Genomic DNA, 22,226 nt, shown 5'->3' with positions numbered 1-22,226 from the left:
AATCAGATCAATTGATAAGTCCCATTTATGTCTATTACACGTGCTGAAAAACCGTTTCGGGTGATTTCTTCATAATCATGCCCTGCATCGGCTGGCCAACAGGCTGCAAATGATAAAACTTTGTTACCGGTATTCGATACCCGGTGCGCCACTTCGCCGGGAATATAATGCAGGCTGCCGGGAAATATTTTTTCACCCCATACCTTACGTTGCCGATCCATTAGAATCAATACACCTTCTCCTGCAATGCCCCAATAATATTCTGCCCGGTTTTCCTGCGCATGAAAATGACCTTTGGTCATGAAATATTCCTGACCCACTTTGCCAGGATATACATGTGTAATTCCAAAGTTAAGTGCTCCATTCTCTCTCTCATTCTGTTTCGGGATATAAGAATACACCTCGTAGAGCAATGTATCTCGATCCATTTTTTCATAGGATTGTACATCCAGAAAATAATCGGACATGTCCGATAATTTTCTGTTGCTTTTTATGACTTCACTTCCTATTAAGTGGTCATGTATAAATAGAAGAGAAGGTGCAATTATTTTGTTTGTTTTCATATACGCTATTTTTGTAATTAAATAATGTATTATTCACATTACAAAAATAGAGGTTTAGACTATGTTGGAGTTTCGGTATTTATACTAAAAACTATGGTATTTTATTATAAAACTTGTTTTTTCCCAGCACCAAACACTTTTTGAAAATCAGAGGGAAGCATATTTGTCGATTTCTTGAAGTGAGTAATGAAATTGGATAAGTTATTAAAACCGGATTCTAAACTAATTGTTGAAATCTTCATTTTTCCTTCAATTAATAACTTTTTTGCATGTCCGATGCGCATGCCATTCAGATATTCAATAAACGTTTTTTTTGTACGTTCTTTGAAATAACGACAGAAAGCCGTTGGTGTCAACCCAACAAGAGATGCTACATCTTCTAATTTAATAGTTGAAGTAAAGTTGGCTACCAAATATTTGTACACCTTGTTGAATCTTTCAAAATCTTCGGAGTTGACTGATTCAGTAAAACCCACACTGGCAAGAACTTCATATTCTTCAGTTGTAGCCATCATTTCCAGTAATGTGAGTAATGAAGTTACTTTTTGTATCCCGGTACTTTTTGATGATTGTTCGACAAAGTTTGCAATTTTTTCTCTCGATTTACCAATAAACTTAAGTCCTCTGCGTGAGCGCTCAAGCAAATCTCGAATATTGGCCATTTCCGGTAATTGAATCAAATTATGATTAAAGATTTCCTTCTTAAAAAAAAGACAAATACAAGTAGCTCTAAGATTTGATTCTTCATTAAAATATATTTTGTCATTTCGCCATTCGTGAGGCAATTGGGGGCCAATCATACACATATCTCCTTCTGTGTAGCCTTCTAAATGATCACCCACAAATCTTGTTCCCGTACCGCTGACAATATACATAATTTCAATTGACGGATGATAGTGCCATGGTACAATGAAATGGGGTAAATCTTCTATGTAATAGTCGATATGACTGTCTATAGGAAATGGTAATTTTTGGAACATCGGTTTCATAACATATCCTTACTAATTATGATATTTCAACAACATTTTACCGTATATGAATTTACAATGATACAAAAATAAAACATTATGAGGAATTTATATTATTTTTTAACGTTTCGGTTGAACAAAATACTTAAGAAGATCGAAATCGTTCGTATTCATTCTAGATCATATTGTTTTGCAGATCCATCAAAATCTTTGCGGAATAAACCGTGCTTTTCAGGAATTTCAGTGACTTAGCGAGGAGTTAAACCTAAGCTGTCTGATTTTACCCGATAGCCTGCCTGACCTCATTCAACAGCCGGGGCACTTTTTGATAGGGATCACCTGCACCCAGCGTTTCGATGGGCAGGTATCCCCTGTAGCCTGCTTTTTTGATGAGGCGGAATAATTTCTCGAGGTCGACCGGCGTTTCCTTTCCCTCAATCCACACATTCTCCTTGATTTGCCAGGTAACTGCTTTTGAAATGTTTTTCTCGATTTCTGCATAGGGATCACCTTGCCGATAGCTGCCAATGTCGAGATTCAAACCCAGCCAGTCGGAATCCACCATGTCGAAGATGCGATCCACATCGTCCGCGGTTTTGATAAAATCGTTGTGATTCTGGATGGCGATGATCACGCCAAACTCCTTCCCATAATCACAGCAGGTGCGAATATCTTCTGCCATCCACCTGAACACCTGATCGCGCGAAAATCCCTCATGGGGATTTGTTCCCCCGAAGATACGCAGGTTGGGAGCACCCATCCTCGCCGCAGCCTCAATCCATTGTTTAATCAGTTCGATATCGGCTTTGCGTGCTGCCGGATCGGGATTGGCAAAATCATTGCGCACGCCGGTGCCGCTGATGTCGAGCCCCAGCAGGAATGCCTCCCGCTTGAACTCGTTGATGAATCCGGTGGAGGGTGGAGTGGGATAACCCGGGAAATAGTACCCCGTGGGATCAATTGCATCGAAGTTGTGTGCTGCGCAAAAGCGGAGCATATCAAAAAGATCCACTTTCCCGTCCCGGAGCAGCTGATTGAACGAGTAAAGATTCAAACTCAGTTTGAATTTGTGTGGTAAACCCTCTCTGCTTCCCGTGCTTCCGGAAAGTGAAAAAGAGGAGAGGGCAGGGAATGCCGGAATCACGGCCATTGTTTTCAGAAAATTGCGACGGGACTGAATTGTTTTCATGATGCTATCATTGTTTGAAGTGATAATCCTCTTTCAAGGCTCTGTTTCGTGTTTTTTCCGTTTCAAAAGTTTGCGGTAAATCAGACGCAGGATTACCACGATAAAGATGATCAGCAGAGCGGCCACCAGGATGGGCGCCACCAGTGATAGGAGGGAGAATCCCGTGGCCGCCACCCCTTCGCCGGTGGAAACGACCGGGTTTCCGGCTCCGGCAGTAAATTTCGACGACAACAACCGGGTGATGGCACTTCCGCTCTGTATGGTCGCCGCGGCGCCGCCACCCACCACAAACCCCAGTATCCACTTCATCCATTCGTTGTCGGCCGGGAACACCGATGTCATCAGCAATGTACCGGCACCCACCGAAAGCGGTGTGGCGATGCTGTCGATCAAGTTGTCGACAAAGGGGATGTAATAAGCCAGCACCTCGACCACTGCGGCTACGCCAAAGCAGATGAGCGCAGGGATCGATCCCATCCAGGCAAAGCTTTCGCCCAGTGGCAAAATGCCAAAATGTGAAGCCAGCCCTGCCACAAGCAACGGGATAAACACCCTGAATCCGGCGCTGGCGCTAAGTCCGATACCCAAGGCAATGGCGCTGATGGTCTCCATGTTTATTTCCATATCAAAAATAGATGGTCTGGCAGTGTTACAGCTTAATGCCCAAAGATATAAAATATTCTTTACCCATGCGCACCGCCAAATAAAAAATAGTTTCACTTTACCCAACCGGGGTATTTCCAAGGTCATATTCCCTGTTTTAATCGGTAATAAGCCTTATCTTCTCTTTATCTTCTCCTAATTAATTTGGAGTATATCCGAACAAGATCCGAACGAGATCCGAAGCAGTAGCGACGATAACCCCAAATAATACAGGAGTTGGAAGTAAATATATTTTTCAGTTTCTGCACGAAATCACTCATAAATCCCTATTTTTGTGTGAATCGGAAGGAGATATGGTTGCAAAACAAGAAAACAAGACTATGATGGAAAATTCTTTCAAACGGCCCGCATTTACGCCCGAGCATATCACCGTTTTGGCGGCAGATGAGATTTTTGTGTTTGGCAGCAACCTGGGCGGTAACCACGACGGAGGCGCTGCCAGGGTAGCATTGCAAAAGTTTGGCGCCATCTACGGACAGGGCGTCGGCCTGCAAGGTCAGAGCTATGGCATTCCCACCATGCAGGGAGGCGTGGAGACCATTGCGCCCTATGTAGATCAGTTCATTGAATTTACCGAAGCGCATCCCGAATACTTCTTTTATGTCACCCGTGTAGGATGCGGCATTGCCGGATTCACCGACAGGGAAATTGCTCCGCTTTTTAAAAAAGCGTTGAATCTAAAAAATGTTTGTTTGCCCGAAACGTTTGTCAAACTTCTGAAGAAAGATGATTTAACGTAAATTACCGCAACATCTTGAAGTATTGGCTATAAGCCATTATTTCCTGAGGGCTGATGGACAACCATAGAAGTAAAATAGCGTATTGTATCATGGAGATAATTATCATCATTCTGCTTGGCATTGTTGCTTTGTTCATCTACTTCCTTCCCACGATTATTGCGTCAGGGAGGAACTCAACCGCAACATTTCTGATATTCCTGATTAATTTGTTTGGAGGCTGGACAGTCGCTTTATGGATATTTGTCTTAATCTGGGCATTTTTGGATAAGAAGAAGTAAGATAACCATCAATTAGATGGCTTGTTTTTTGGTAATATACCCGACAATAAAAATAATAACTTGTTAGCAAAAATTACAATGTTTATCGGTAACTACATAAGGATGGTTAATCACCAACAAAAATGCGTTGTGCGTTGTTTATAGTTGAAACAGCGTAAAAATCACGAAAATGAAAGGATTTATCATCACACTCCTGCTTATGGGTATTTTTCAAACTATACAGCCCCAATCACTGAAAACCGTTTCTTATCAGGATGGAACCCAGAAATTAAATGGACTGGTCACCTCCAATGCCGGCAAGCAGTTGCCGGGCGTTCTTATTCTTCCCGCCTGGAAGGGTGCGGACAATGAAGCGCGTACTGCCGCACTGAACCTTGAAAAAGCAGGATATATAGCTTTTATCGCCGATATTTATGGCGAAGGAAACACACCAGCAGACAATGAAGCAGCTGCGAAACTTTCCAGCTCTTACAAGAATGATTACCGGGCATATCAACGCAGGATATCACTGGCTTTGGAGCAGTTGAAAGCGCAAGGCGCGAAAGCAGATAAAATTGCGGTGATCGGATACTGCTTTGGCGGGACAGGAGCTCTGGAAGCCGCACGGGCAGGATTTGACGTGCAGGGAATTGTTTCCATTCACGGCGGATTGAGTAAAGATGCAAGCCGGCCCAACAAGCCCATTCAAACGAAAGTCTTGGTGGAGCACCCGGCAGAAGACAAGAGCGTATCGCGGGAGGATCTCGACAATCTGGTAAAAGAGTTGAATGAAGGCAAAACCGACTGGCAGATCATCACCTATGCCCACACCGGCCACACCTTCACAAATCCCGAGTCTCCAGAATACAATGAAGTGATGGCAAAGAGAGCATGGAATCATACGCTGTTGTTTCTGGAAGAAGTATTGAAATAGTTCACTTGTTTTTATTATAATTTGAATTACCTTGCCCATATTTATTTTTCGGACAGATGTCGTCAGGTAGCCGTCGGCAATTTCATCGGAGATTTTGTCAAAGGCCGGAGATACAAGGCCTATCCTTCGGGTATCAGAAAAGGAATCCTGTTGCACAGGCAAATCGATCATTTTACCGACAACCACCCGGCATTCAAGGAGACGGTGGAGCTACTCCGGCCATCATTCGGACGCTATTCGGGAATCATGGCCGACATGTATTACGATTATCTGCTTGCTTCCGATTTCGATCGATATGGCAACGGGCGGAGCCTCGACCAATTTGCCCGAAATTTCTACCTGTCAGTTTTACTTTACTACTGGTGGCTGCCCAAAAAAGTGAAAGGGTTTATTTTCCATTTCATAAAGACCAATCGGCTGAAGAAATATGGTACTTTCGACGGGCTGCAACAATCGCTCGAAATCATGTCTGTTTACAAGAGCTCCGCAATCAACCCCACCCTTGGAATCGAGTTCCTTGCAGCCAACGAATCACAACTGAGAAACCAGTTCGGTCAATTTATGAGCGAGGCACTGAAAAAGTTTCCCCACTAAAGATAATTTCCTTATTAATTCTTATAAGAGTTAAATCGTCTCTCCTAATTCACATTGTTGGCATAGCGCCAATTCTTAAAGTAGATTACAGCCATTTCTTAAAGTAAAATGCCGCTTTTTCTTAAAGTTTGCCTATATTTGTTGCATATATGAAGGATATGAATTTTAGTAAAACATACTTACCACGTGTATACGATGCTACTCTAAACAAACATTTAGCATCATCAGGGGCTGTTTTGGTTAAGGGGTGTAAATGGTGTGGAAAAACTATGACCTCTTCAAGAGCATCAAACAGCATTTTGTATATGCAAGATGCGGATAAATCTGCATCATATCTGGCTCTGGCAGACACACAGGCATCGCTATTGTTAAAAGGAGCTACACCAAGACTTATAGATGAGTGGCAGATGGCACCTGTATTATGGGATGCCGTGAGGTTTGAGGTTGACCAAAGGCAGTCGGTAGGACAGTTTATACTTACTGGATCATCTGTTCCAAAGGATGGGGTAACGGCACACACAGGTACAGGCAGGATTTCTCAGATGCTCATGCGACCAATGAGCCTTTACGAATCAAATGAGTCAAATGGAACTGTTTCATTAAAATCGTTATTTGAAGGCAACGTGGATATTTCATCTATCTCTTCTTTAAGTGTGGAAGACATTGCATTTGCCATTTGTAGGGGAGGTTGGCCTGCATCTGTAATCATGTCTAAGGAGGATGCATTAGATACTTCTGTCAATTACATTGAAGCAATAATTAATGAGGATATCTCACGAGTTGATGGCATTGATAAAAACCCTGAAAGAGTACGTTTACTTCTAAAATCATTGGCAAGAAATACCGCAACTATGGCAACCAATAAGACAATCATGGATGACATGCAAACCAATGATATGTCCATAACTCCACCTACTTTGGATATTTATCTGAATGCTTTGAGAAGAATTTTTGTTATAGAAGATCAACCTGCCTGGTCGCCTGCCTTAAGATCGAGAACTGCCATCAGAACATCTTTTAAGAGACATTTTGTTGATCCATCTATAGCGACAGCAGTTTTGGGTACTAATCCGGTAGGAATATTGAAAGATTTCAACACATTTGGTTTTTTATTTGAATCGTTATGTACTCGCGATTTGAGAATTTATTCTGATGCAAATGGAGGTAATGTGTTTCATTATCATGATAAATACGATCTTGAAGCAGACATTATTGTTTCTCTTAGAGACGGTAAATGGGCTGCAATTGAAGTGAAGCTAGGTCACAATCAAATTGAAGGAGCAGCCAGGAATCTATTAAAACTAAAAGAAAAGATAAATACCGACAAAATGGGTGAACCATCTTTCTTGATGGTTATCACCGGGGGAGAGTATGCATATAAACGCTCTGATGGAGTGTTAATAGTCCCGATCGGATGCTTGAAAGACTGAAGTAAACTACACCGGTCACACATTCATAAACCCGAAGCCGCTCGAACATCATGAAGTGATAATAACAAAGATATTTTATGGAATCATTCATAGCCATAGATTTCGAAACAGCCAACCAGTACCGATCCAGTATTTGCAGTGTCGGAGTTGTGATGGTTGAGGACGGAACAATTAGAGACCGTTTTTATAGCCTTATAAAACCTAATCCGTATTTCTATTGTCATTGGGCAACGGAAATCCATGGTATTAACTACTACGATACGATTGACGCACGGCCATTTCCCGAAGTTTGGAAGAATATAGAAGAAAAATTTTCCGGTTTACCATTTGTTGCCCACAACAGCTCCTTCGATGAGGGTTGCTTGAAAGCAGTGCATGAATTATACCACATACCCTATCCCGGTTACCAGTTTTATTGTACTTATCGTTCCTCTAAAAGAATTTTCCCCAATTTAATAAATCACCAATTACATACGGTTTCATCGCATGTTGGATTCGAGCTATTTGACCATCACAATGCCTTGGCCGATGCAGAGGCTTGTGCACAAATTGCGATAAATATCTTGCGAAAAATGCAAGATTTGAACAAAGACGCTATCGCTGTAAACTCAATGGTATTACCCACATTAGCGGTTCAGATTAAAGAATTCAGAAAAATAGAATACAACTTATGGAGAACAAACAGGAACACAAAGCGTCATTTACTTCCAGGGCACGCAAGCTACAATCGGTTTGGAGGGAGGAAAATGAATTAGAGATGGGCATCGGTCCAACCAGGAACTCGAATAATGCAAAAACTGGAGAGCCAACTTATCACGGCAATATGATTGCCGATGGAGAGGTAAACGGCAAAAATTTCTATTTCTCCGAAACTTTCGCATATGCGAAATGGAGGATGCAAACCAGACTAAAAGATGAAACCATTGATGCATACAGGCTATTTAACAACCTTCTCTCGAGCATGCCGATGGCGTTCAATCTGTTTCACCCGTTGATGATGCTGAAAGCAGAAAATCCGACATTGGTAGATTCGATAATCAGGGATGCTTTCCCAAATATCCCATCCATCTACAGGGTACAGGAAATCGGGCTGAAGTTTATTCCCACGCCCTCAGTGAGCTACACCTGTGACAAATCTGCCATGGATGCGTTCATCCGGTTTCAGGACAGGGTGGGCAACAATTACCTGATTGCAATTGAAACAAAATATACCGATAGCTTGGGGACGAATACGGCATCGAATCAACAATATCAATTCGATACCATGCGAGAACTGGATATGTTTACACCGGAAGCCATCAGCGATACAAAGGATAGCAAATTAAAAGTCAATCAAATCATAAGAAACTTTATACTCGCGGAAAAATATGGTAAGGTTCACGGTTTGAAGAGAGTCTATTCGGTCGTGATGGCTCCCGAAGATCATTCCACTACCAAAAATGAGATTAAATCGCTTCAATCACAACTCAATGAAGAAGCCAGGAAAAGAGTTTTTGCCTTGAGTCTTGAAGATTTTACTACCGCTATCCGGGTACATAGTGTGGACAAATACCTGACATGGATCGACTGGTTTTGGGATCGGTATTTGAATTTTGCGAAAATATAATTAACCGGGGAAATATGATTGACATTAATTGTCAAAAGATGGTTGTAGATTTGTTAAACATGAATAAATTACGATCTTTCAAGAGATATGAGTAACGTATTTATCGAAGAGTTTACCTTTAGCGATGAGTCTATTGACGGCAAAAGCAAACTAAAGGTATACGCGCTGTTTGACAGTTCTTTAATCGATCGAATTGAAGTGGGTACTATCAAAGGATTGCTGCAGATTCATGCTTATCTGTTTGGTGGGTTGTATGACTTTGCAGGCCAGATAAGACAGAAAAATATTTCGAAAGAGGGATTTCAGTTTGCGGTCGCTCAATTTTTAGATAACACCCTCAAACAAATTGAACAGATGCCGGAAAGCAGTTTCGAGGAGATTGTCGATAAATATGTTGAGATGAATATCGCGCATCCATTTATGGATGGCAATGGGCGAACGATGCGTATCCGGTTGGACCTGATCCTGAAGAATCGAATGAAAAAATGTGTGGATTGGAGCAAGATTGGTAAAAATGAGTATCTGCATGCAATGGCTCAAAGTCCGGTTAACAATACCGCTGTTAAAACCCTCCTCTATAATGCGCTCACGGATGATATCCACAGTCTTGAAATCTATATGAAAGGGATTGATTACTCCTTTTACTATGAAGAAGATTAAAATGAGAAGAACGAATCAGGTTTAAGTGTTTGCCAGAGATCCTCGGATAGAGTGAATGTTATATAAAACAACTATAAAGTTTTATTTATTGGCATATAGAGAATATATTTCAACGAAATAATTGTTTTATTTGAACTTTATTTCTAATTTTGCGTTATCACTATGAAATCGAGACATGATGTCGAGAAATTCCTGGAAGAGATCAGGGTAAAGTACGATAGCGGAGTTTTAAGCCTGTACTACCTGAATGATCGTGAGAAAAATGCCCAGGCTCTGCTGGATCTGGAAATTCCTCCGAACAAGAGAACAGAGATAATTATGGCATTGAAACCGGAGGATTTCTACCGAATTGAAGAGGGGATATATCTGGAACGATATGAAATGTATGCTTTTGGGAAAACGTTGAAAGGTATTGAAGTATATATCAAAATTTCTATCACAGAACGCAGCGTCATTTGTATATCATTTCACAAAGCTGAATTCCCCATTGACTACCCGTTTAAGTAATGTTGCGAAAGAAATTCTAAGAAAGTATGATTAGTCCGATTACAGGAAAAGAGATGATTGTGAAAAAGGAATGGCGCAAAATGACCTACCGGAAAGAAGAGTTCAATATACTCTTTCATTCGTGGTATTGTGTCGATTCCAACGAATCATTTGAAGATGAAATATTTGCCGAATTGAATTACAATCAAGTAATCAATCAGTACAGGGAAAAACACAACATTCCTTTTCCGGAAGATATAAAAGCAATTCGGGAGCAATACAAACTCCCTGCCATCCGAATGTCACAGGCATTGGGGTTGGGTGACAATACTTACCGTCAGTATGAAGCGGGTGAGATGCCGACGGCAGCCAATGCAACATTGATTCAGATGGCGGCTGATCCGAATAGATTTCTGGAGATGCTGGAACTTTCGGAGTTAAAGAATGACAAACAATTCGTCACAGCAAGAACAAGCGCAGAGAAACTGATCAAAGGGGAAGATCATCTGAAGAAAATCATACTCAGTCGTTTCTTCGGAAATAGAAAACGGAATCGTTTCTCGGGATATAATTTACCCGATTTTCAGAAATTCACCGAAATGATTCTTTATTTTATTGCTGATGGTGGTGTTTGGAAAACGAAGTTAAATAAAATGCTTTTCTATGCCGATTTCGGTTATTTCAAGTACCACCATCGATCAATCAGTGGTGCGAAATACTGTCCCATTGATATGGGGCCCGTACCGGACAATTTCAATACATTATTCGAGATGCTTGTAAACGAAGAGGCGCTGGACGTGAATTATCAAACATTTCCTGATGGAGGAACGGGGGAGAAGTACACTCCGCTGAGAAATTTAGATAAATCGTTATTCGCACAGGATGAGTTGGATATACTCCATCATGTGAAGGAGGAATTGAAATATTTATCCACACAAGAAGTAATCGAGTTAAGTCATCGTGAAAAAGCCTGGAGTGAAAACAAGACCAATAAATCACAACCGATCGACTACACGTATGCCTATGAACTGAATTTGTTCTAAGCGGGTTTTCACCCTACTGCAAGGGAGATCAGCAGGCTCCACGGTATCGTTTGCTCTCCAATAGTGCAAAATTTACGAAATAATGCACTATGATAATGCAAAAAGTATTTTTGTACCGCCATTGCCACCCGATCAGGATGTTGAAACGAAATCGGTTATGCGACAACACCAAGATTGATTTCTTGGTCAGCGAATTGAATGTTGATAGACGAACTGCTGCATCGAAGGTGTACCACCCGCTCAAGCCGTTGAACCCATAAGGACAGTGACCGAATAACATTTGAAATTGATTAAAAAAACACGGAAAATAAAGTCGTTTTTTTTGCAAAGGTGGGCGTAAAAAAATGCAATTGACAAAAGATGTCAAAAAAAACACTTTTCTTTGTACAATCTTTAACCGGAGTGTATAAATAATGTTTTATGAGACATTTACCAGAAATAAAAATCAATTCGTTTCAACTGGCGGTGTTACTCGATGAGGTGGAAAAACATTTTTACAATTTTGTGATTGACAACCTTGTTTTTTGCGCTCATTGCAGAGAGATCGCCAACGAAGGTGTAGAGGTGACGGAAGTATGTCTGTCTGCGATGAACGATGTCAGGATACGGGGAAGGTGCAGGAAATGCAACGGCGAAGTAATGCGGCTCTTCGTCTTCGGGGGAGACGAAAAGTTTTACGCAAGGGCATGCCGGTTGCGCGAGTCGATCGGTTTCAACGTGCTTTCCTTTTGAATGAACAATGGCAAAAATTAAAACCATGGATCAACCCAAACTGGAGCGACTGCTCCGACTGATGAAACTGCTCACGGCCAACAACTACCTGGCCGTGGAGGAGATTGCAGACAGACTCTCGATCACTCCCCGCTCAGTGTACCGATACATTGACACCTTTCGCTCTGCGGGCTTTGTGATTAAACGGAGGGACGGATGCATTCGCCTCGATAAATCGTCGCCTTACTTTAAGGAGATCAGTGAACTGATTCACTTCACCGAAGAGGAGGCTTACATCCTGAAGTCTGCTATCGAGAGCATCGACGAGAACAACATCCTGAAGCAGAACCTGAAGAAGAAGCTTTATACAGTCTACGACTACAAGATTCTGGCGGAGACCATCGTCCACGGCAAGCACAGCCGCAACGTGCATCAACTGGTACATGCCATGGAGAACCGGCAGTCGGTGATCCTGAAAAAATATGCCTCGTCGCACAGCAACGATATCCGCGACCGTAGGGTGGAGGCTTTCGCATTCACCACCAACTACGAACAGGTGTGGTGCTACTGCCTGGAGGAGATGGAGGTGAAGCTCTTCCGTGTCTCCCGCATCGGGGCGGTGGAGGTACTGCCAGAGCCGTGGCAACATGCGGCAGAGCATGTGGCGGGCTATATCGATATCTTCCGGATACACAGCAACCGGAAGTTGCCCATTGTAATGAAGATGGGACTCCGTGCTACCAGCCTTCTGATGGAAGAGTTTCCGCTGGCTGCCCCGCAGTTGCAAAAGCTGCCGGACAACCATTGGCTGCTTAAAACCGAGGTCTGCTCATACGAAGGGGTGGGACGCTTCGTACTGGGACTGCCTGGCGAGATCGAGATCATCGAGACACCGGAGTTTCTGGACTACATCTCCCGACAACTTGATAAGATGAAAGAGGCGCTGCCTGAAATAAAGAGTGAATAATACCTGCTTTCACAAATTTTTGTATATTTGCCCCGAGGTACATCATCAACCTTTGCCGAAAAATAGGAGTGATTAATCCATGATGAGATACAAAAAAAGCATATACAAATGAAACACAAATCTAAGAAAGTAACACGGAGAGAGTTCCTGGGCCTCTCGGCACTGGGATTGACGGGACTGACCATTTTACCATCCTGGACCATAAACGGGGTTAAAATTGCACCGAGTGACAGAATTTATCTGGGATTTATTGGTCTTGGACGACAGGGGATCAGCGATTTTCATGCATTCGCAAATTGCCCGGGCGTGCAGGTGGTAGCAGGTAGCGATGTGGATTCCATGAAAAACGATCGTTTCAGTAACGCGGTGAAAGCGTGGCAGGAAAAAAACAGTCTTCCCCTGAAATGCGAAACCTATGAATTTTACGAGGATCTGCTGGAAAGAAAGGATATTGACGCAGTCTCCATCGCCACGCCGGATCATTGGCATGCCCTCACAGCCATACACGCCTGCCAGTCGGGTAAAGATGTTTATTGCCAAAAACCTTTGTCGTACACAATAGCGGAGAGCCTGGCCATGGTGGAAGCGGCGAGAAAGCATAAACGGGTATTTCAAGTGGGAAGCCAGCAGCGTTCCAGCCCTGAATTTCAGAAGGCTGTCGCACTGGTGCGGGAAGGGAAAATAGGCCACATCGAAAAAGTATATGTACGCATCGGGGAACCGCCGAAGCCTTTCAATCTGCCCGAGATGCCGGTTCCCTCAAACCTGAACTTCAGACTCTGGCTGGGGCCACTGAACGACCCGAAGGTACATTATAATCCGACCATGTGTCCTCCCATCGCGCCACCCGATTACAGGGAAAAAGGGGAATGGGCCACCTGGCGCTATTACCGGGAGACAGGCAACGGGTATACGGGCGACTGGGGAGCACATCATTTCGATATCGCACAATGGGCGCTGGGGCTTGATGGCACAGGTCCTGTAGAATACATCCCTGCTGGATACAACGGAACAGAATACACCACAGTAAAATACGCGAACGGCATTGTGATGACGGAACAACCTTTCCGCGACGACAAGCCGGACGACAAGGGCATACAGTTTATCGGCACCAACGGATGGGTCAAGGTGGCCCGGGGTTACATTGAGTGTTCCGATCCCTCGCTGCTGAAAAAAACGGAGCAGGAGGTGGCGGCAGGCTCTTTTGAGGTGAGCGCGCCCCATATGCAGAATTTCCTGGATGCCATGCGCACGCGCCTGAACCCCATTGCACCGGTGGAAGCCGGCTGCAGCACCAACATCCTCTGCTGCCTGATCAACATTGCCACCGAACTGAACAGGCCGGTGAAATGGGATCCGGCAACACTGAGCTTGGGCGACGACAAGGAGGCACAGGCTCACAGGCTGTACAACTATGCTTACAGGGAACCTTATAAACTGCCCTATTGGGGATCGTGAACCTGCGTTCGCGTGTGAATTGATGAAATACCGACTATAAAAAACTTGACATGATGCATATCGACAAAAAAATTATCTTTTATTTTTCCCTGCTGATGATGACAACGACAATCTCCTCCTCCCTGATGGCCCAACAAAGCGATCTCTCCCTGAAAGGCAAAAAAGTGCTGTTTGTGTATGGGGGATGGGAGGGACACGATCCTGTGCTGACACGCGATCTGTTTGTGCCCTGGATGCGATCGGAAGGGGCCGAAGTGGTAACAAGCGACAACCTGGATGTCTATACCGACAGCACGCTGATGAACAGCCTCGACCTGGTGGTGCAGATATGGACCATGGGCACCATCACCAAGGAACAGGAAAAAGGTCTGCTTACGGCTGTGAAGCGGGGCGTAGGTTTGGCCGGATGGCATGGCGGCATTGGCGATGCCTTCCGGAACAACGTGGAGTTTCAGTTTATGGTGGGCGGACAGTGGGTGGCACACCCCGGTGGGGTCATTCACTACGATGTAAATATTACTGATCACGAGGACAAGATCACAAAGGGACTGAAGGATTTCCACATGAACTCCGAGCAGTATTATATGCATGTGGACCCCAATGTGAAGGTGCTGGCCACGACAACCTTCGGCGGCGAGCATGCGCCCTGGATTGAAGGGGCCGTGATGCCGGTGGTATGGAAGAAGATGTACGGCAAAGGACGGGTCTTTTACTTGTCGCTGGGACATGTGGCCAAAGATTTCGAAGGAACCGAAGTGCTGGAGATCATGCAGCGCGGCATCCGCTGGGCGGCTGTCAGTCTCCACGAGGCACCCGAAAAATGGTTGCGGCCAGTGTACCCCCGCTAAAATGTGTGCTGAAACGGTTGTCTTTGCTGTATTATAATCCGAACTCTTTTGCGAGGAGGGTATAACCCTTCAGGCGGGCTTCCGTTTCCGCATAACCGTCTACCAGCATGATTTCATCTACGCCGGTTTTTTGTGCCCAGTCGTGCAGTTGTTCGGCCACGCTGCCGGGAGTGCCGATCACAAATTTCGACAGTTGACGTTCCCGGATGGCTTCCTCCTGCAAGGTGTATGGATAGTCATTGGCCTCCTTGCTGGTGGGAAATGTTTTAAACCGTTTCCCGGTGGCAAGCAGTGTCCACATCAACAGGGTGGGGGCGGCAAGGTAGTGCGCCTCCTCCTCGCTCTCGGCTGTGAAGACACTGATGGAGAGGATGCTCCGGGGCGCATCGTAATAGACGGAGGGCTTGAAATTATCCCGATAATACCGTAACACAGGAACAGCCATCTCCGCATTGATCTGTCCGGCAAAGACAAAGCCGAGCCCTTTGTCCAACGCAAACTGTACACCCCCGCCGCTTGATCCCAACATGTATATATAGGGCGTAAGTGCCGGGTCGGGATTGGCAATCACATGGGCGAAAGGATGATCCCCGGGCAGGTCGTGCGCGAAGTAACCCAGCAGGTCGTCGAGTTGCCCGGGAAAAGTATCTTCCTTCGTGATCTCCCACGAGCGGCGCAGTGCAAGGGCTGTCCTTCCGTCGGTGCCGGGTGCGCGGCCTATGCCCAGGTCAATACGTCCCGGATGCAACGCTTCGAGCATCGAGAATCGTTCTGCCACACTCAGTGCACTGTGGTTGGGAAGCATGACACCGCCGCTGCCCACACGGATGCGTTCCGTATTGGCAGCCACATGGGCGATCATGATCTCGGGGAACATACTCATCAAGGCGGCACTGTTGTGGTGCTCGGCAAACCAGTAACGGTGATAACCCAGCCTGTCGGCCAGGCGGGCAACCTCGGTGGAGTGCTGTAACACATGGCCGGGAGTGGGATCATTTTCGGTGTAATAGGCCAGATCAAGGATGGAAAGCTTCAAATGTTGTGACATGTCTCTTTTATTTAATACGGTTAACCACTGAATGACCAATTTGTTCATACTGTCTTACAGATGTCATCATTTGAAAAAAATAACAAAAGCAACCCGTAATTCGAAAATTTTATGTAAACTTGCAGGATTGAAACATGTTTTGTGAGTCATCAAATATAATCTTGAATTGAAACGCGTTAAATATCACAATCGGTGCTTCGCTCCATTGCTGGGGATCACACTTTTATTACTGGGTTGGAATGATTGTCGGGCACAAAATGAGAAGTTGGTTTTTACTCCTCATTGGATTCCGCAGGCTCAGTTTGCCGGATACTATGTGGCCATGGATCAGGGATTTTATGCGGATGAAGGACTTGATGTGGAGATTGTTCACGCGACCGCCAACATCGCCTCCTTGGATTTATTAAAAAATGGGAAAGCAGATGTGGTTTCTTCGTTTATGCTCGACGCCATTGCTCAGCGGGCAAACGGTGTTTCTTTGGTGAACATCGGTCAGCTCTCCCAGCACTCGGCACTGATGATGGTCACGAAGAAGAAGAGCGGCATCGATACACCCCAAAAACTACACAACAAAAAGTTGGGTATCTGGAGCAGTGGATTCGAAGACGTACCCCTTGCCTTCATGCAGGAGCGCGGCATCCGGATGGATCTCATCAGGATATTGCAGACAGTAAACCTCTTCCTTGTGGATGGGGTGGATGCCCTGTTGGTGATGTATTACAATGAATATGATCAGATTAATAATTGCGGCATTGATGAGGATGAGCTGAATACTTTCTTCTTTTCCGACTATGACCTCGATATTCCGGAAGATGGGATTTATTGCCTGGCGGATTCCCTCAATAGTAAGGGCGATGCGTATGCGGGTTTTCTGCAGGCTACATTGAAAGGATGGGAGTATGCCAGCCAGCACCGGGAGTACGCCCTGGATCTGGTGATTGGAGAAATGAACAGGGCACACCTGCCAAACAACAGGGTGCACCAGCGCTGGATGCTGGATAAAATGCTGGAGATGATGCACCCCGGAAAGAAGAGAGTGACAAGGGGACAATTGTTGAAAACGGATTTCGACAGGGCGATGGAGGTTTTTAAAATGGCAAAGGGAACAGAAGGGCATCAGACTTTCGGATTTGAACAGTTTTACCGGCCACCGGTTGGAGACGTAAAATAAATTACAACGCTTGCCCGGTATTGAAAACAGACGGAACGGGAGATGGAAAAATCAAATTATCAATAACAGGGATGAATCGGAACAGACTTTCGTTTAAAATAATTGTCCGTGTTCTACTTTTTTGCTTTATACTGGGAGGATCAATCTTCACCATCTACTACCTCTTTGCCCGCGAAACCATTGAAAGGGAGAGTCGCGAAAGTGCCATTCACCTGGCCGAAAGCGCTGTCTATAAGATAGAAGAGATCATCAACCCGGCAGAGATGATCCCCAACAACCTGGCCTGGATCATGGAGACCCACACGCTCTCCCGGGATTCAATCTATGCTTTTTTAAAGCAGTTGGTGCGCAACAACGAGGCGGTATTTGCCGGTGCCATCGCCTTTGAACCGCACATGTTCTCGGAAGAGCAATATGCCTTTGCACCCTACGCTTACCGCAGCGGGAAGGAGATTCTGAGTCGTGACCTCTGGTCGCCCGCGTATAATTATTTCATCATGGACTGGTATCAGATTCCCGCCTTGCTGAAGAAGCCCTACTGGTCGGAACCTTATTACGACGAAGGGGGCGGGGGCGTGCTGATGACCACCTACTCGGTACCCTTCTACAGGAACATCCACGACATCCGGGTGTTCGTCGGGATCATCACGATTGATATTTCGCTCGAGTGGCTCACCGAGATTGTGAACTCGGTAAAAATATTTGACACGGGATATGCCTTTCTCATTTCTGGAAACGGGGTGTATGTGACCCATCCCAACGCGTCGCAGATCATGAACCAGACCATATTCACCTATGCAAAGGAGATCAATGAGCCAAGAATCAGAGAGATAGGCCGTGACATGATCAACGGGAAAAGCAATTTCTCAAATGTCAACCTGAAAGGGATGGGAAACGTGTGGGTCTATCACACCAAAATACCCTCCTCGAAATGGTCGCTCGGGGTGGTGTATCCCCACCGGGAGATGTTTGCCGGACTCAGGAATCTCAACATCATGATATTCCTGCTTTCGGTGGTGGCGCTGACCGTGCTGATCATCGCAACCGTGCGCATCATCAACAGACAAATTGGACCACTCACCAAGTTCGCCCATACGGCACGAAACATTGCAGGCGGTGACTTCGGCACCGAACTGCCCGCGGTAGGAGACAATTATGAGATGATGGAGTTGCACGACTCGTTCCGGTTTATGCAGGAGGAACTGACCAAATATATTGCAGACCTGAAGCAGACTACTACGGCAAAGGAAAAGATTGAGAGTGAGTTACGCATCGCCCGGGGTATTCAGACTGATATGATACCGCATATCTTTCCGCCATTTCCCAACCTGCCGGAGATTGGGCTCTATGCCTCGTTGGAGTCGGCCATGGAGGTGGGAGGCGATCTTTACGATTTCTTTCCGATTGATGACGATCATTTCTGCTTTGCCATTGGCGACGTGTCGGGCAAGGGGGTTCCCGCATCGCTGTTTATGGCGGTGACGATCACCCTGATCCGGTCGATGTCTGAAAAGAACAGAAGCGCTGCACAGATTGTGCAGTCGGTAAACAAAACGCTCACCATCAACAACGAGTCCAACATGTTCGTCACCCTCTTCGTGGGTATCCTGAACCTGCGGACCGGCGAGCTGCAATACTGCAATGCGGGTCATAATCCTCCGGTGTTGCTGCGCGAAGGGCAGGAACCGCAGATGTTCAGTAATACCAAGGCAATCCCTGTGGGGGTCTTCGAGGTGTTTGATTATCGCAATGAAATGGTGATGCTGGAAAAGTCGGATCAGATATTTCTCTATACCGACGGGGTCACCGAAGCCGAAGATGTGGACAAAAACCTTTTTGGAGAGGTTGCACTGCTCAAGGCTCTTTCGGAAAACAGCGACAAGTCATCGAAGGAGTTGACGGACAAGGTGAAGCAGTCGGTGAAAGAATTTGTGAATGGCCATATGCAGTCGGACGACATCACCATGATGTGCATCACGTATTGGACTAAAAATGAAAACAAAACAAAATAAATAATCGTATGAATATCACCATCGACAAAACAGATGAAGGCTTTTTAGTCAAGATAGACGGTAGAATCGACACGACCAACTACAATGAGTTTGAGGGTAGCATCGCACATTTGTACAATGAGAAAGGGGCGACCATTTTCCTGGATTGCAGCGGACTGGATTATATCAGCAGCTCCGGGTTACGCATATTCCTGACCCTGCAAAAGAAAGTGAAGGTACAGGGGGGTGTACTCAAGATTTTTTCCATGCAACCACAAATAAAAGAGATTTTCGATATCTCGGGCTTCAGCTCCATCTTTGCCATCTTTCCGGACTACGAGACAGCAAAGCATGCAGTATGAATGAATAACTGATTGTGATGGAAGCCCGAGTAATTGTTGCTTTCTGCGTATCAGTAGGGATATTGCAAACCCAAAAATGGCTACTTTATGGTATTGTAGCCTTGCTGTGTACTCCTTAATTTTGTGTCGGATAAGTTAATTTCCGACAGAAATGGAAGAACAGAAAACCAATCATATATTTGCCAGCCTCGATCAGGAAAAGCTGAGACGGATGCTGGAGATCAAGCAACAGTACGACAACGGCCATTTACCGCTTGAAGAGGCAAGGGCACGGATGAAAAATGAGATCGGCACGATTTCGGCAGCGGAGTTTGCTGCAGCCGAGCAGTTGCTGAAGGATGAAGATCCGGATGAATGCCGCAATGAGGATGTCAGGGGCATGTTGGAGGTCTTTGAAGGACTGATGGAGACAGAGGAAGAAGCACTGCCATACGGTCATACAATTGACGCTTACCGAAGGGAGAACAGTCGGATGAAGGAGTTGCTGAAACAGGGTGATGCGCTTGCACAAAAACCTTTTATCCTGAATCAGTGGCTGGAACTGATGGAGCAAATATTGCCCTACAAAGTACACTTCAGTCGCAAACAGAATCAGCTCTACTCGGCACTGGAACGGGAGGGGTTCGACCGTCCCACCACCACCATGTGGGTGTATGACGATTACATTCGCGACGAGATGAACAAGGCGTGGGAACTATTGCAGAGCGAACCGGTCGATATGGCAACATTTCTTGATATCTACCGGGAGATGGCTGCCGACCTGCGCGACCTGATGGAAAAGGAGGAAATGATTCTCTATCCTACGTCCCTGAAACTGATATCCGCCGACAAGATGGAGCAATTGAAGTCGGGTGACCGGGAGATCGGTTTCTTTGGGATTGAACGGCCAGCTTCCGGGGGAGCCGGGAGGCAGATTGGCGGACCACATAATCACTTACGGCAGACATCGGAAAAGACACCGGATCAGAACGGCTTTATGCAGGACCTTGCTGCGCTGCTTGCCAAATACGGGCACGGAACAAAGAGCGACAAACAGGATCAGGAGCTGGATGTGGCCCATGGTAAACTGACGCTGGAGCAGATCAATCTGCTCTATCAGCATATGCCGGTAGATATCTCTTTCGTGGATGAAAATGAGCTGGTAAAGTTTTATACCGATACCAAACATCGTGTTTTCCCCAGGAGCAAGGGCGTGATCGGTCGTGAGGTGCGCAACTGCCATCCTCCCAAAAGCATCCATCTTGTGGAAGAGATCATCGAGAAGTTCCGCAGTGGCGAACAGAGCGAAGCCGAGTTCTGGATCAACAAGCCGGGTTTCTTTATCTACATCGTGTATATAGCGGTGAGAGACGATCATGGCAACTTCCGGGGAGTGATGGAGATGATGCAGGACTGTACCCATATCCGCCAGCTTGAAGGGGAACAGCGCCTGCTATCCTGGGGTACAGATTCGGCTTCTGGCAATGGTGCCCGCCATGGTACAGAAACCGAAGCATACACATCCGGTAGTAATGGAAGCGTCACAACAAACGGTAGTCCCACAACGAACGGTAACCCGGAGAAACTGATCCTTTCCGGTGATACCAAACTGAAATCACTGCTACAGCAATTTCCGGGTTTGAAGGAAAATCTGATCGCTTACGATCCCAAATTCTCCATACTAAACAGTCCGATGGCCAAAGTAATTCTTCCCATCGCATCGCTGAAAATGATGAGTGAACAATCGGGCATACCCCTGCAGGAGCTAATGGATAAAATAAACGAACTATTACTGTAAAATAAAGGCTATTTTGTGCACAATTAATAGAGTCAAAATAAAGAAAGAAAATCAGAAGCTGTTACAATCCGTGTTTCATAAAACGGATCTATAGACAATAGATCACGATCACCTGTTACAATACAAAAAGCATGAGATGCGACAGCAAGTTCTAAATACATATCATCGTGGGGATCACGACAGATTTGTAAAGGTTTAATAAGATTTTCAGGCCAAAAAAGGAGCTGTGATTCGAGTAATTCTACCAATTCTAAACGATTAGCAAATGTAACGTAATTGTCAAATTTGTTACGAAAGAAAACAGTTACAAACTCTTTATGAATGACTTCAGACGTAATGATTTCTCCTTTCATTAACGCTGAGTCAAAAGCCAAACTACTGACACTTTTTTTTAAAAGAAATGCACTTATAAGAGCATTTGTGTCAAAGATAATCCTCTTCCTCTTCATTGAGAATTTGATTAAGTATCTCTTCTGTAAGTCCATTTTTAGAGGCTTCGTCTCGAACCTGATCAACTGTTTTTTTAAATTCTGCCAGTTGTACCTCCTTCAATCTTCTTTTCAGTTGAAAATTAATTTCCTTCTCAACTTGCAATTTAAAGTCGGGGGGAGAGTTTCGCCAAGCCTTAGCCGTATTGCCGTCCACTTCTAAAACAATTCGTTCGTTACTCATTTTTAAATAGTTAATTGAGATGTGTTGAGACAAAAATACACAAATATATTTTATAAAGTATATATTACAACAATTTTTTTTATTTGAG

Annotated in this window: 24 protein-coding genes and 1 pseudogene; 18 read left to right on the top strand and 7 right to left on the bottom strand. The window is 45.0% G+C overall.

The window, feature by feature from the left end:
* Window positions 1-2: 2 nt before the first annotated feature.
* From AC1HCU_RS05690 to AC1HCU_RS05675, 4 genes are all read right to left on the bottom strand, one after another.
* Window positions 3-563, bottom strand: coding sequence for a glucose-6-phosphate isomerase family protein (locus AC1HCU_RS05690; protein WP_480370111.1), 561 nt, complete (start codon window positions 561-563; stop codon window positions 3-5).
* A gap of 104 nt (window positions 564-667) precedes the next feature.
* Window positions 668-1,552, bottom strand: coding sequence for an AraC family transcriptional regulator (locus tag AC1HCU_RS05685; RefSeq protein WP_480370108.1), 885 nt, complete (start codon window positions 1,550-1,552; stop codon window positions 668-670).
* A gap of 259 nt (window positions 1,553-1,811) precedes the next feature.
* A complete protein-coding gene (locus AC1HCU_RS05680) occupies window positions 1,812-2,720 on the bottom strand; it encodes a sugar phosphate isomerase/epimerase family protein (RefSeq protein ID WP_480370105.1) in 909 nt (302 codons plus the stop codon).
* A 33-nt stretch (window positions 2,721-2,753) separates the two neighbouring features.
* On the bottom strand, window positions 2,754-3,470 hold the full coding sequence (locus AC1HCU_RS05675) for a DUF4126 domain-containing protein (RefSeq protein WP_480370103.1): 717 nt from the start codon (window positions 3,468-3,470) through the stop codon (window positions 2,754-2,756).
* 233 nt (window positions 3,471-3,703) lie between these two features.
* Here AC1HCU_RS05675 and AC1HCU_RS05670 point away from each other — a divergent pair, with 233 nt between their 5' ends.
* The 14 genes and pseudogenes from AC1HCU_RS05670 to AC1HCU_RS05605 all read left to right on the top strand — a co-directional run bounded on the left by AC1HCU_RS05670 (window position 3,704) and on the right by AC1HCU_RS05605 (window position 15,117).
* On the top strand, window positions 3,704-4,123 hold the full coding sequence (locus tag AC1HCU_RS05670) for an A1S_2505 family phage non-structural protein (protein ID WP_480370100.1): 420 nt from the start codon (window positions 3,704-3,706) through the stop codon (window positions 4,121-4,123).
* An 89-nt stretch (window positions 4,124-4,212) separates the two neighbouring features.
* On the top strand, window positions 4,213-4,401 hold the full coding sequence (locus tag AC1HCU_RS05665) for a superinfection immunity protein (protein WP_480370097.1): 189 nt from the start codon (window positions 4,213-4,215) through the stop codon (window positions 4,399-4,401).
* Window positions 4,402-4,570: 169 nt separating this feature from the next.
* Window positions 4,571-5,314 carry a dienelactone hydrolase family protein gene (locus AC1HCU_RS05660; protein WP_480370095.1) on the top strand — a complete coding sequence of 248 codons (744 nt, stop codon included), beginning with the start codon at window positions 4,571-4,573 and terminating at the stop codon, window positions 5,312-5,314.
* A 21-nt stretch (window positions 5,315-5,335) separates the two neighbouring features.
* Window positions 5,336-5,908 carry an acyl carrier protein phosphodiesterase gene (locus AC1HCU_RS05655; protein ID WP_480370092.1) on the top strand — a complete coding sequence of 191 codons (573 nt, stop codon included), beginning with the start codon at window positions 5,336-5,338 and terminating at the stop codon, window positions 5,906-5,908.
* A 149-nt stretch (window positions 5,909-6,057) separates the two neighbouring features.
* Complete coding sequence (locus tag AC1HCU_RS05650) at window positions 6,058-7,338, top strand: ATP-binding protein (RefSeq protein WP_480370089.1); 1,281 nt, start codon at window positions 6,058-6,060, stop codon at window positions 7,336-7,338.
* A gap of 77 nt (window positions 7,339-7,415) precedes the next feature.
* Window positions 7,416-7,904 (top strand): annotated as a pseudogene (locus AC1HCU_RS05645) (3'-5' exonuclease); the annotation flags it as partial.
* A gap of 104 nt (window positions 7,905-8,008) precedes the next feature.
* Window positions 8,009-8,944: a PGN_0703 family putative restriction endonuclease gene (locus AC1HCU_RS05640; protein ID WP_480370086.1), complete on the top strand. Its 936-nt coding sequence runs from the start codon at window positions 8,009-8,011 to the stop codon at window positions 8,942-8,944.
* An 87-nt stretch (window positions 8,945-9,031) separates the two neighbouring features.
* Window positions 9,032-9,604, top strand: a complete 573-nt coding sequence (fic, locus tag AC1HCU_RS05635; protein WP_480370084.1) for a protein adenylyltransferase Fic — start codon at window positions 9,032-9,034, stop codon at window positions 9,602-9,604.
* 162 nt (window positions 9,605-9,766) lie between these two features.
* On the top strand, window positions 9,767-10,111 hold the full coding sequence (locus AC1HCU_RS05630; protein WP_480370081.1) for a toxin: 345 nt from the start codon (window positions 9,767-9,769) through the stop codon (window positions 10,109-10,111).
* A 26-nt stretch (window positions 10,112-10,137) separates the two neighbouring features.
* On the top strand, window positions 10,138-11,133 hold the full coding sequence (locus AC1HCU_RS05625) for a type II toxin-antitoxin system antitoxin SocA domain-containing protein (RefSeq protein ID WP_480370078.1): 996 nt from the start codon (window positions 10,138-10,140) through the stop codon (window positions 11,131-11,133).
* 420 nt (window positions 11,134-11,553) lie between these two features.
* Window positions 11,554-11,865, top strand: a complete 312-nt coding sequence (locus AC1HCU_RS05620; RefSeq protein ID WP_480370075.1) for a hypothetical protein — start codon at window positions 11,554-11,556, stop codon at window positions 11,863-11,865.
* Between the two features lie 7 nt (window positions 11,866-11,872).
* Window positions 11,873-12,811, top strand: a complete 939-nt coding sequence (locus AC1HCU_RS05615) for a helix-turn-helix transcriptional regulator (protein WP_480370073.1) — start codon at window positions 11,873-11,875, stop codon at window positions 12,809-12,811.
* A 108-nt stretch (window positions 12,812-12,919) separates the two neighbouring features.
* Window positions 12,920-14,269, top strand: a complete 1,350-nt coding sequence (locus AC1HCU_RS05610; RefSeq protein WP_480370070.1) for a Gfo/Idh/MocA family protein — start codon at window positions 12,920-12,922, stop codon at window positions 14,267-14,269.
* Between the two features lie 50 nt (window positions 14,270-14,319).
* Window positions 14,320-15,117 (top strand): ThuA domain-containing protein, encoded by a 798-nt coding sequence (locus AC1HCU_RS05605; protein ID WP_480370067.1) that lies wholly within the window; start codon window positions 14,320-14,322, stop codon window positions 15,115-15,117.
* Between the two features lie 31 nt (window positions 15,118-15,148).
* Here the strand turns inward: AC1HCU_RS05605 and AC1HCU_RS05600 are convergent, their stop codons facing one another.
* The gene (locus tag AC1HCU_RS05600; RefSeq protein WP_480370064.1) at window positions 15,149-16,165 is read right to left on the bottom strand and encodes an LLM class flavin-dependent oxidoreductase; all 1,017 of its coding nucleotides are present in this window, start codon (window positions 16,163-16,165) and stop codon (window positions 15,149-15,151) included.
* 166 nt (window positions 16,166-16,331) lie between these two features.
* Here AC1HCU_RS05600 and AC1HCU_RS05595 point away from each other — a divergent pair, with 166 nt between their 5' ends.
* The 4 genes from AC1HCU_RS05595 (at window position 16,332) to AC1HCU_RS05580 (ending at window position 21,466) form a co-directional block, all read left to right on the top strand.
* Entirely contained in the window at window positions 16,332-17,336 is a 1,005-nt protein-coding gene (locus AC1HCU_RS05595; protein ID WP_480370062.1) for an ABC transporter substrate-binding protein, read from the top strand.
* Window positions 17,337-17,407: 71 nt separating this feature from the next.
* Complete coding sequence (locus tag AC1HCU_RS05590; protein WP_480370059.1) at window positions 17,408-19,348, top strand: SpoIIE family protein phosphatase; 1,941 nt, start codon at window positions 17,408-17,410, stop codon at window positions 19,346-19,348.
* Between the two features lie 8 nt (window positions 19,349-19,356).
* A complete protein-coding gene (locus AC1HCU_RS05585; RefSeq protein WP_480370057.1) occupies window positions 19,357-19,689 on the top strand; it encodes an STAS domain-containing protein in 333 nt (110 codons plus the stop codon).
* A 151-nt stretch (window positions 19,690-19,840) separates the two neighbouring features.
* Entirely contained in the window at window positions 19,841-21,466 is a 1,626-nt protein-coding gene (locus AC1HCU_RS05580; protein WP_480370054.1) for a DUF438 domain-containing protein, read from the top strand.
* Window positions 21,467-21,498: 32 nt separating this feature from the next.
* Here AC1HCU_RS05580 and AC1HCU_RS05575 read toward each other — a convergent pair whose 3' ends face one another.
* Entirely contained in the window at window positions 21,499-21,915 is a 417-nt protein-coding gene (locus tag AC1HCU_RS05575; protein WP_480370051.1) for a putative toxin-antitoxin system toxin component, PIN family, read from the bottom strand.
* Window positions 21,890-22,138, bottom strand: coding sequence for a hypothetical protein (locus AC1HCU_RS05570; RefSeq protein WP_480370048.1), 249 nt, complete (start codon window positions 22,136-22,138; stop codon window positions 21,890-21,892). Before AC1HCU_RS05570 ends, AC1HCU_RS05575 begins: the two co-directional genes overlap by 26 nt.
* Window positions 22,139-22,226 lie beyond the last annotated feature (88 nt).

The organism is Proteiniphilum sp. LBM24028 (assembly GCF_056629195.1).
The sequence above is the reverse complement of the archived record's forward strand: the minus strand, read 5'-3'. Positions and strand labels throughout refer to the sequence as shown.

Bases quoted from the DNA above. Each gene is read 5' to 3' on its own strand.
- AC1HCU_RS05620 (WP_480370075.1), top strand. From the start codon at position 11,554: ATGAGACATTTACCAGAAATAAAAATCAATTCGTTTCAACTGGCGGTG.
- AC1HCU_RS05575 (WP_480370051.1), bottom strand. From the start codon at position 21,915: ATGAAGAGGAAGAGGATTATCTTTGACACAAATGCTCTTATAAGTGCA.
- AC1HCU_RS05675 (WP_480370103.1), bottom strand. From the start codon at position 3,470: ATGACCTTGGAAATACCCCGGTTGGGTAAAGTGAAACTATTTTTTATT.
- AC1HCU_RS05650 (WP_480370089.1), top strand. From the start codon at position 6,058: ATGAAGGATATGAATTTTAGTAAAACATACTTACCACGTGTATACGAT.
- AC1HCU_RS05610 (WP_480370070.1), top strand. From the start codon at position 12,920: ATGAAACACAAATCTAAGAAAGTAACACGGAGAGAGTTCCTGGGCCTC.
- fic (WP_480370084.1), top strand. From the start codon at position 9,032: ATGAGTAACGTATTTATCGAAGAGTTTACCTTTAGCGATGAGTCTATT.
- AC1HCU_RS05615 (WP_480370073.1), top strand. From the start codon at position 11,873: ATGGCAAAAATTAAAACCATGGATCAACCCAAACTGGAGCGACTGCTC.
- AC1HCU_RS05585 (WP_480370057.1), top strand. From the start codon at position 19,357: ATGAATATCACCATCGACAAAACAGATGAAGGCTTTTTAGTCAAGATA.
- AC1HCU_RS05670 (WP_480370100.1), top strand. From the start codon at position 3,704: ATGATGGAAAATTCTTTCAAACGGCCCGCATTTACGCCCGAGCATATC.
- AC1HCU_RS05580 (WP_480370054.1), top strand. From the start codon at position 19,841: ATGGAAGAACAGAAAACCAATCATATATTTGCCAGCCTCGATCAGGAA.
- AC1HCU_RS05690 (WP_480370111.1), bottom strand. From the start codon at position 563: ATGAAAACAAACAAAATAATTGCACCTTCTCTTCTATTTATACATGAC.
- AC1HCU_RS05660 (WP_480370095.1), top strand. From the start codon at position 4,571: ATGAAAGGATTTATCATCACACTCCTGCTTATGGGTATTTTTCAAACT.
- AC1HCU_RS05600 (WP_480370064.1), bottom strand. From the start codon at position 16,165: ATGTCACAACATTTGAAGCTTTCCATCCTTGATCTGGCCTATTACACC.
- AC1HCU_RS05570 (WP_480370048.1), bottom strand. From the start codon at position 22,138: ATGAGTAACGAACGAATTGTTTTAGAAGTGGACGGCAATACGGCTAAG.
- AC1HCU_RS05680 (WP_480370105.1), bottom strand. From the start codon at position 2,720: ATGAAAACAATTCAGTCCCGTCGCAATTTTCTGAAAACAATGGCCGTG.
- AC1HCU_RS05685 (WP_480370108.1), bottom strand. From the start codon at position 1,552: ATGAAACCGATGTTCCAAAAATTACCATTTCCTATAGACAGTCATATC.
- AC1HCU_RS05590 (WP_480370059.1), top strand. From the start codon at position 17,408: ATGAATCGGAACAGACTTTCGTTTAAAATAATTGTCCGTGTTCTACTT.
- AC1HCU_RS05630 (WP_480370081.1), top strand. From the start codon at position 9,767: ATGAAATCGAGACATGATGTCGAGAAATTCCTGGAAGAGATCAGGGTA.
- AC1HCU_RS05640 (WP_480370086.1), top strand. From the start codon at position 8,009: ATGGAGAACAAACAGGAACACAAAGCGTCATTTACTTCCAGGGCACGC.
- AC1HCU_RS05665 (WP_480370097.1), top strand. From the start codon at position 4,213: ATGGAGATAATTATCATCATTCTGCTTGGCATTGTTGCTTTGTTCATC.
- AC1HCU_RS05605 (WP_480370067.1), top strand. From the start codon at position 14,320: ATGATGCATATCGACAAAAAAATTATCTTTTATTTTTCCCTGCTGATG.
- AC1HCU_RS05625 (WP_480370078.1), top strand. From the start codon at position 10,138: ATGATTAGTCCGATTACAGGAAAAGAGATGATTGTGAAAAAGGAATGG.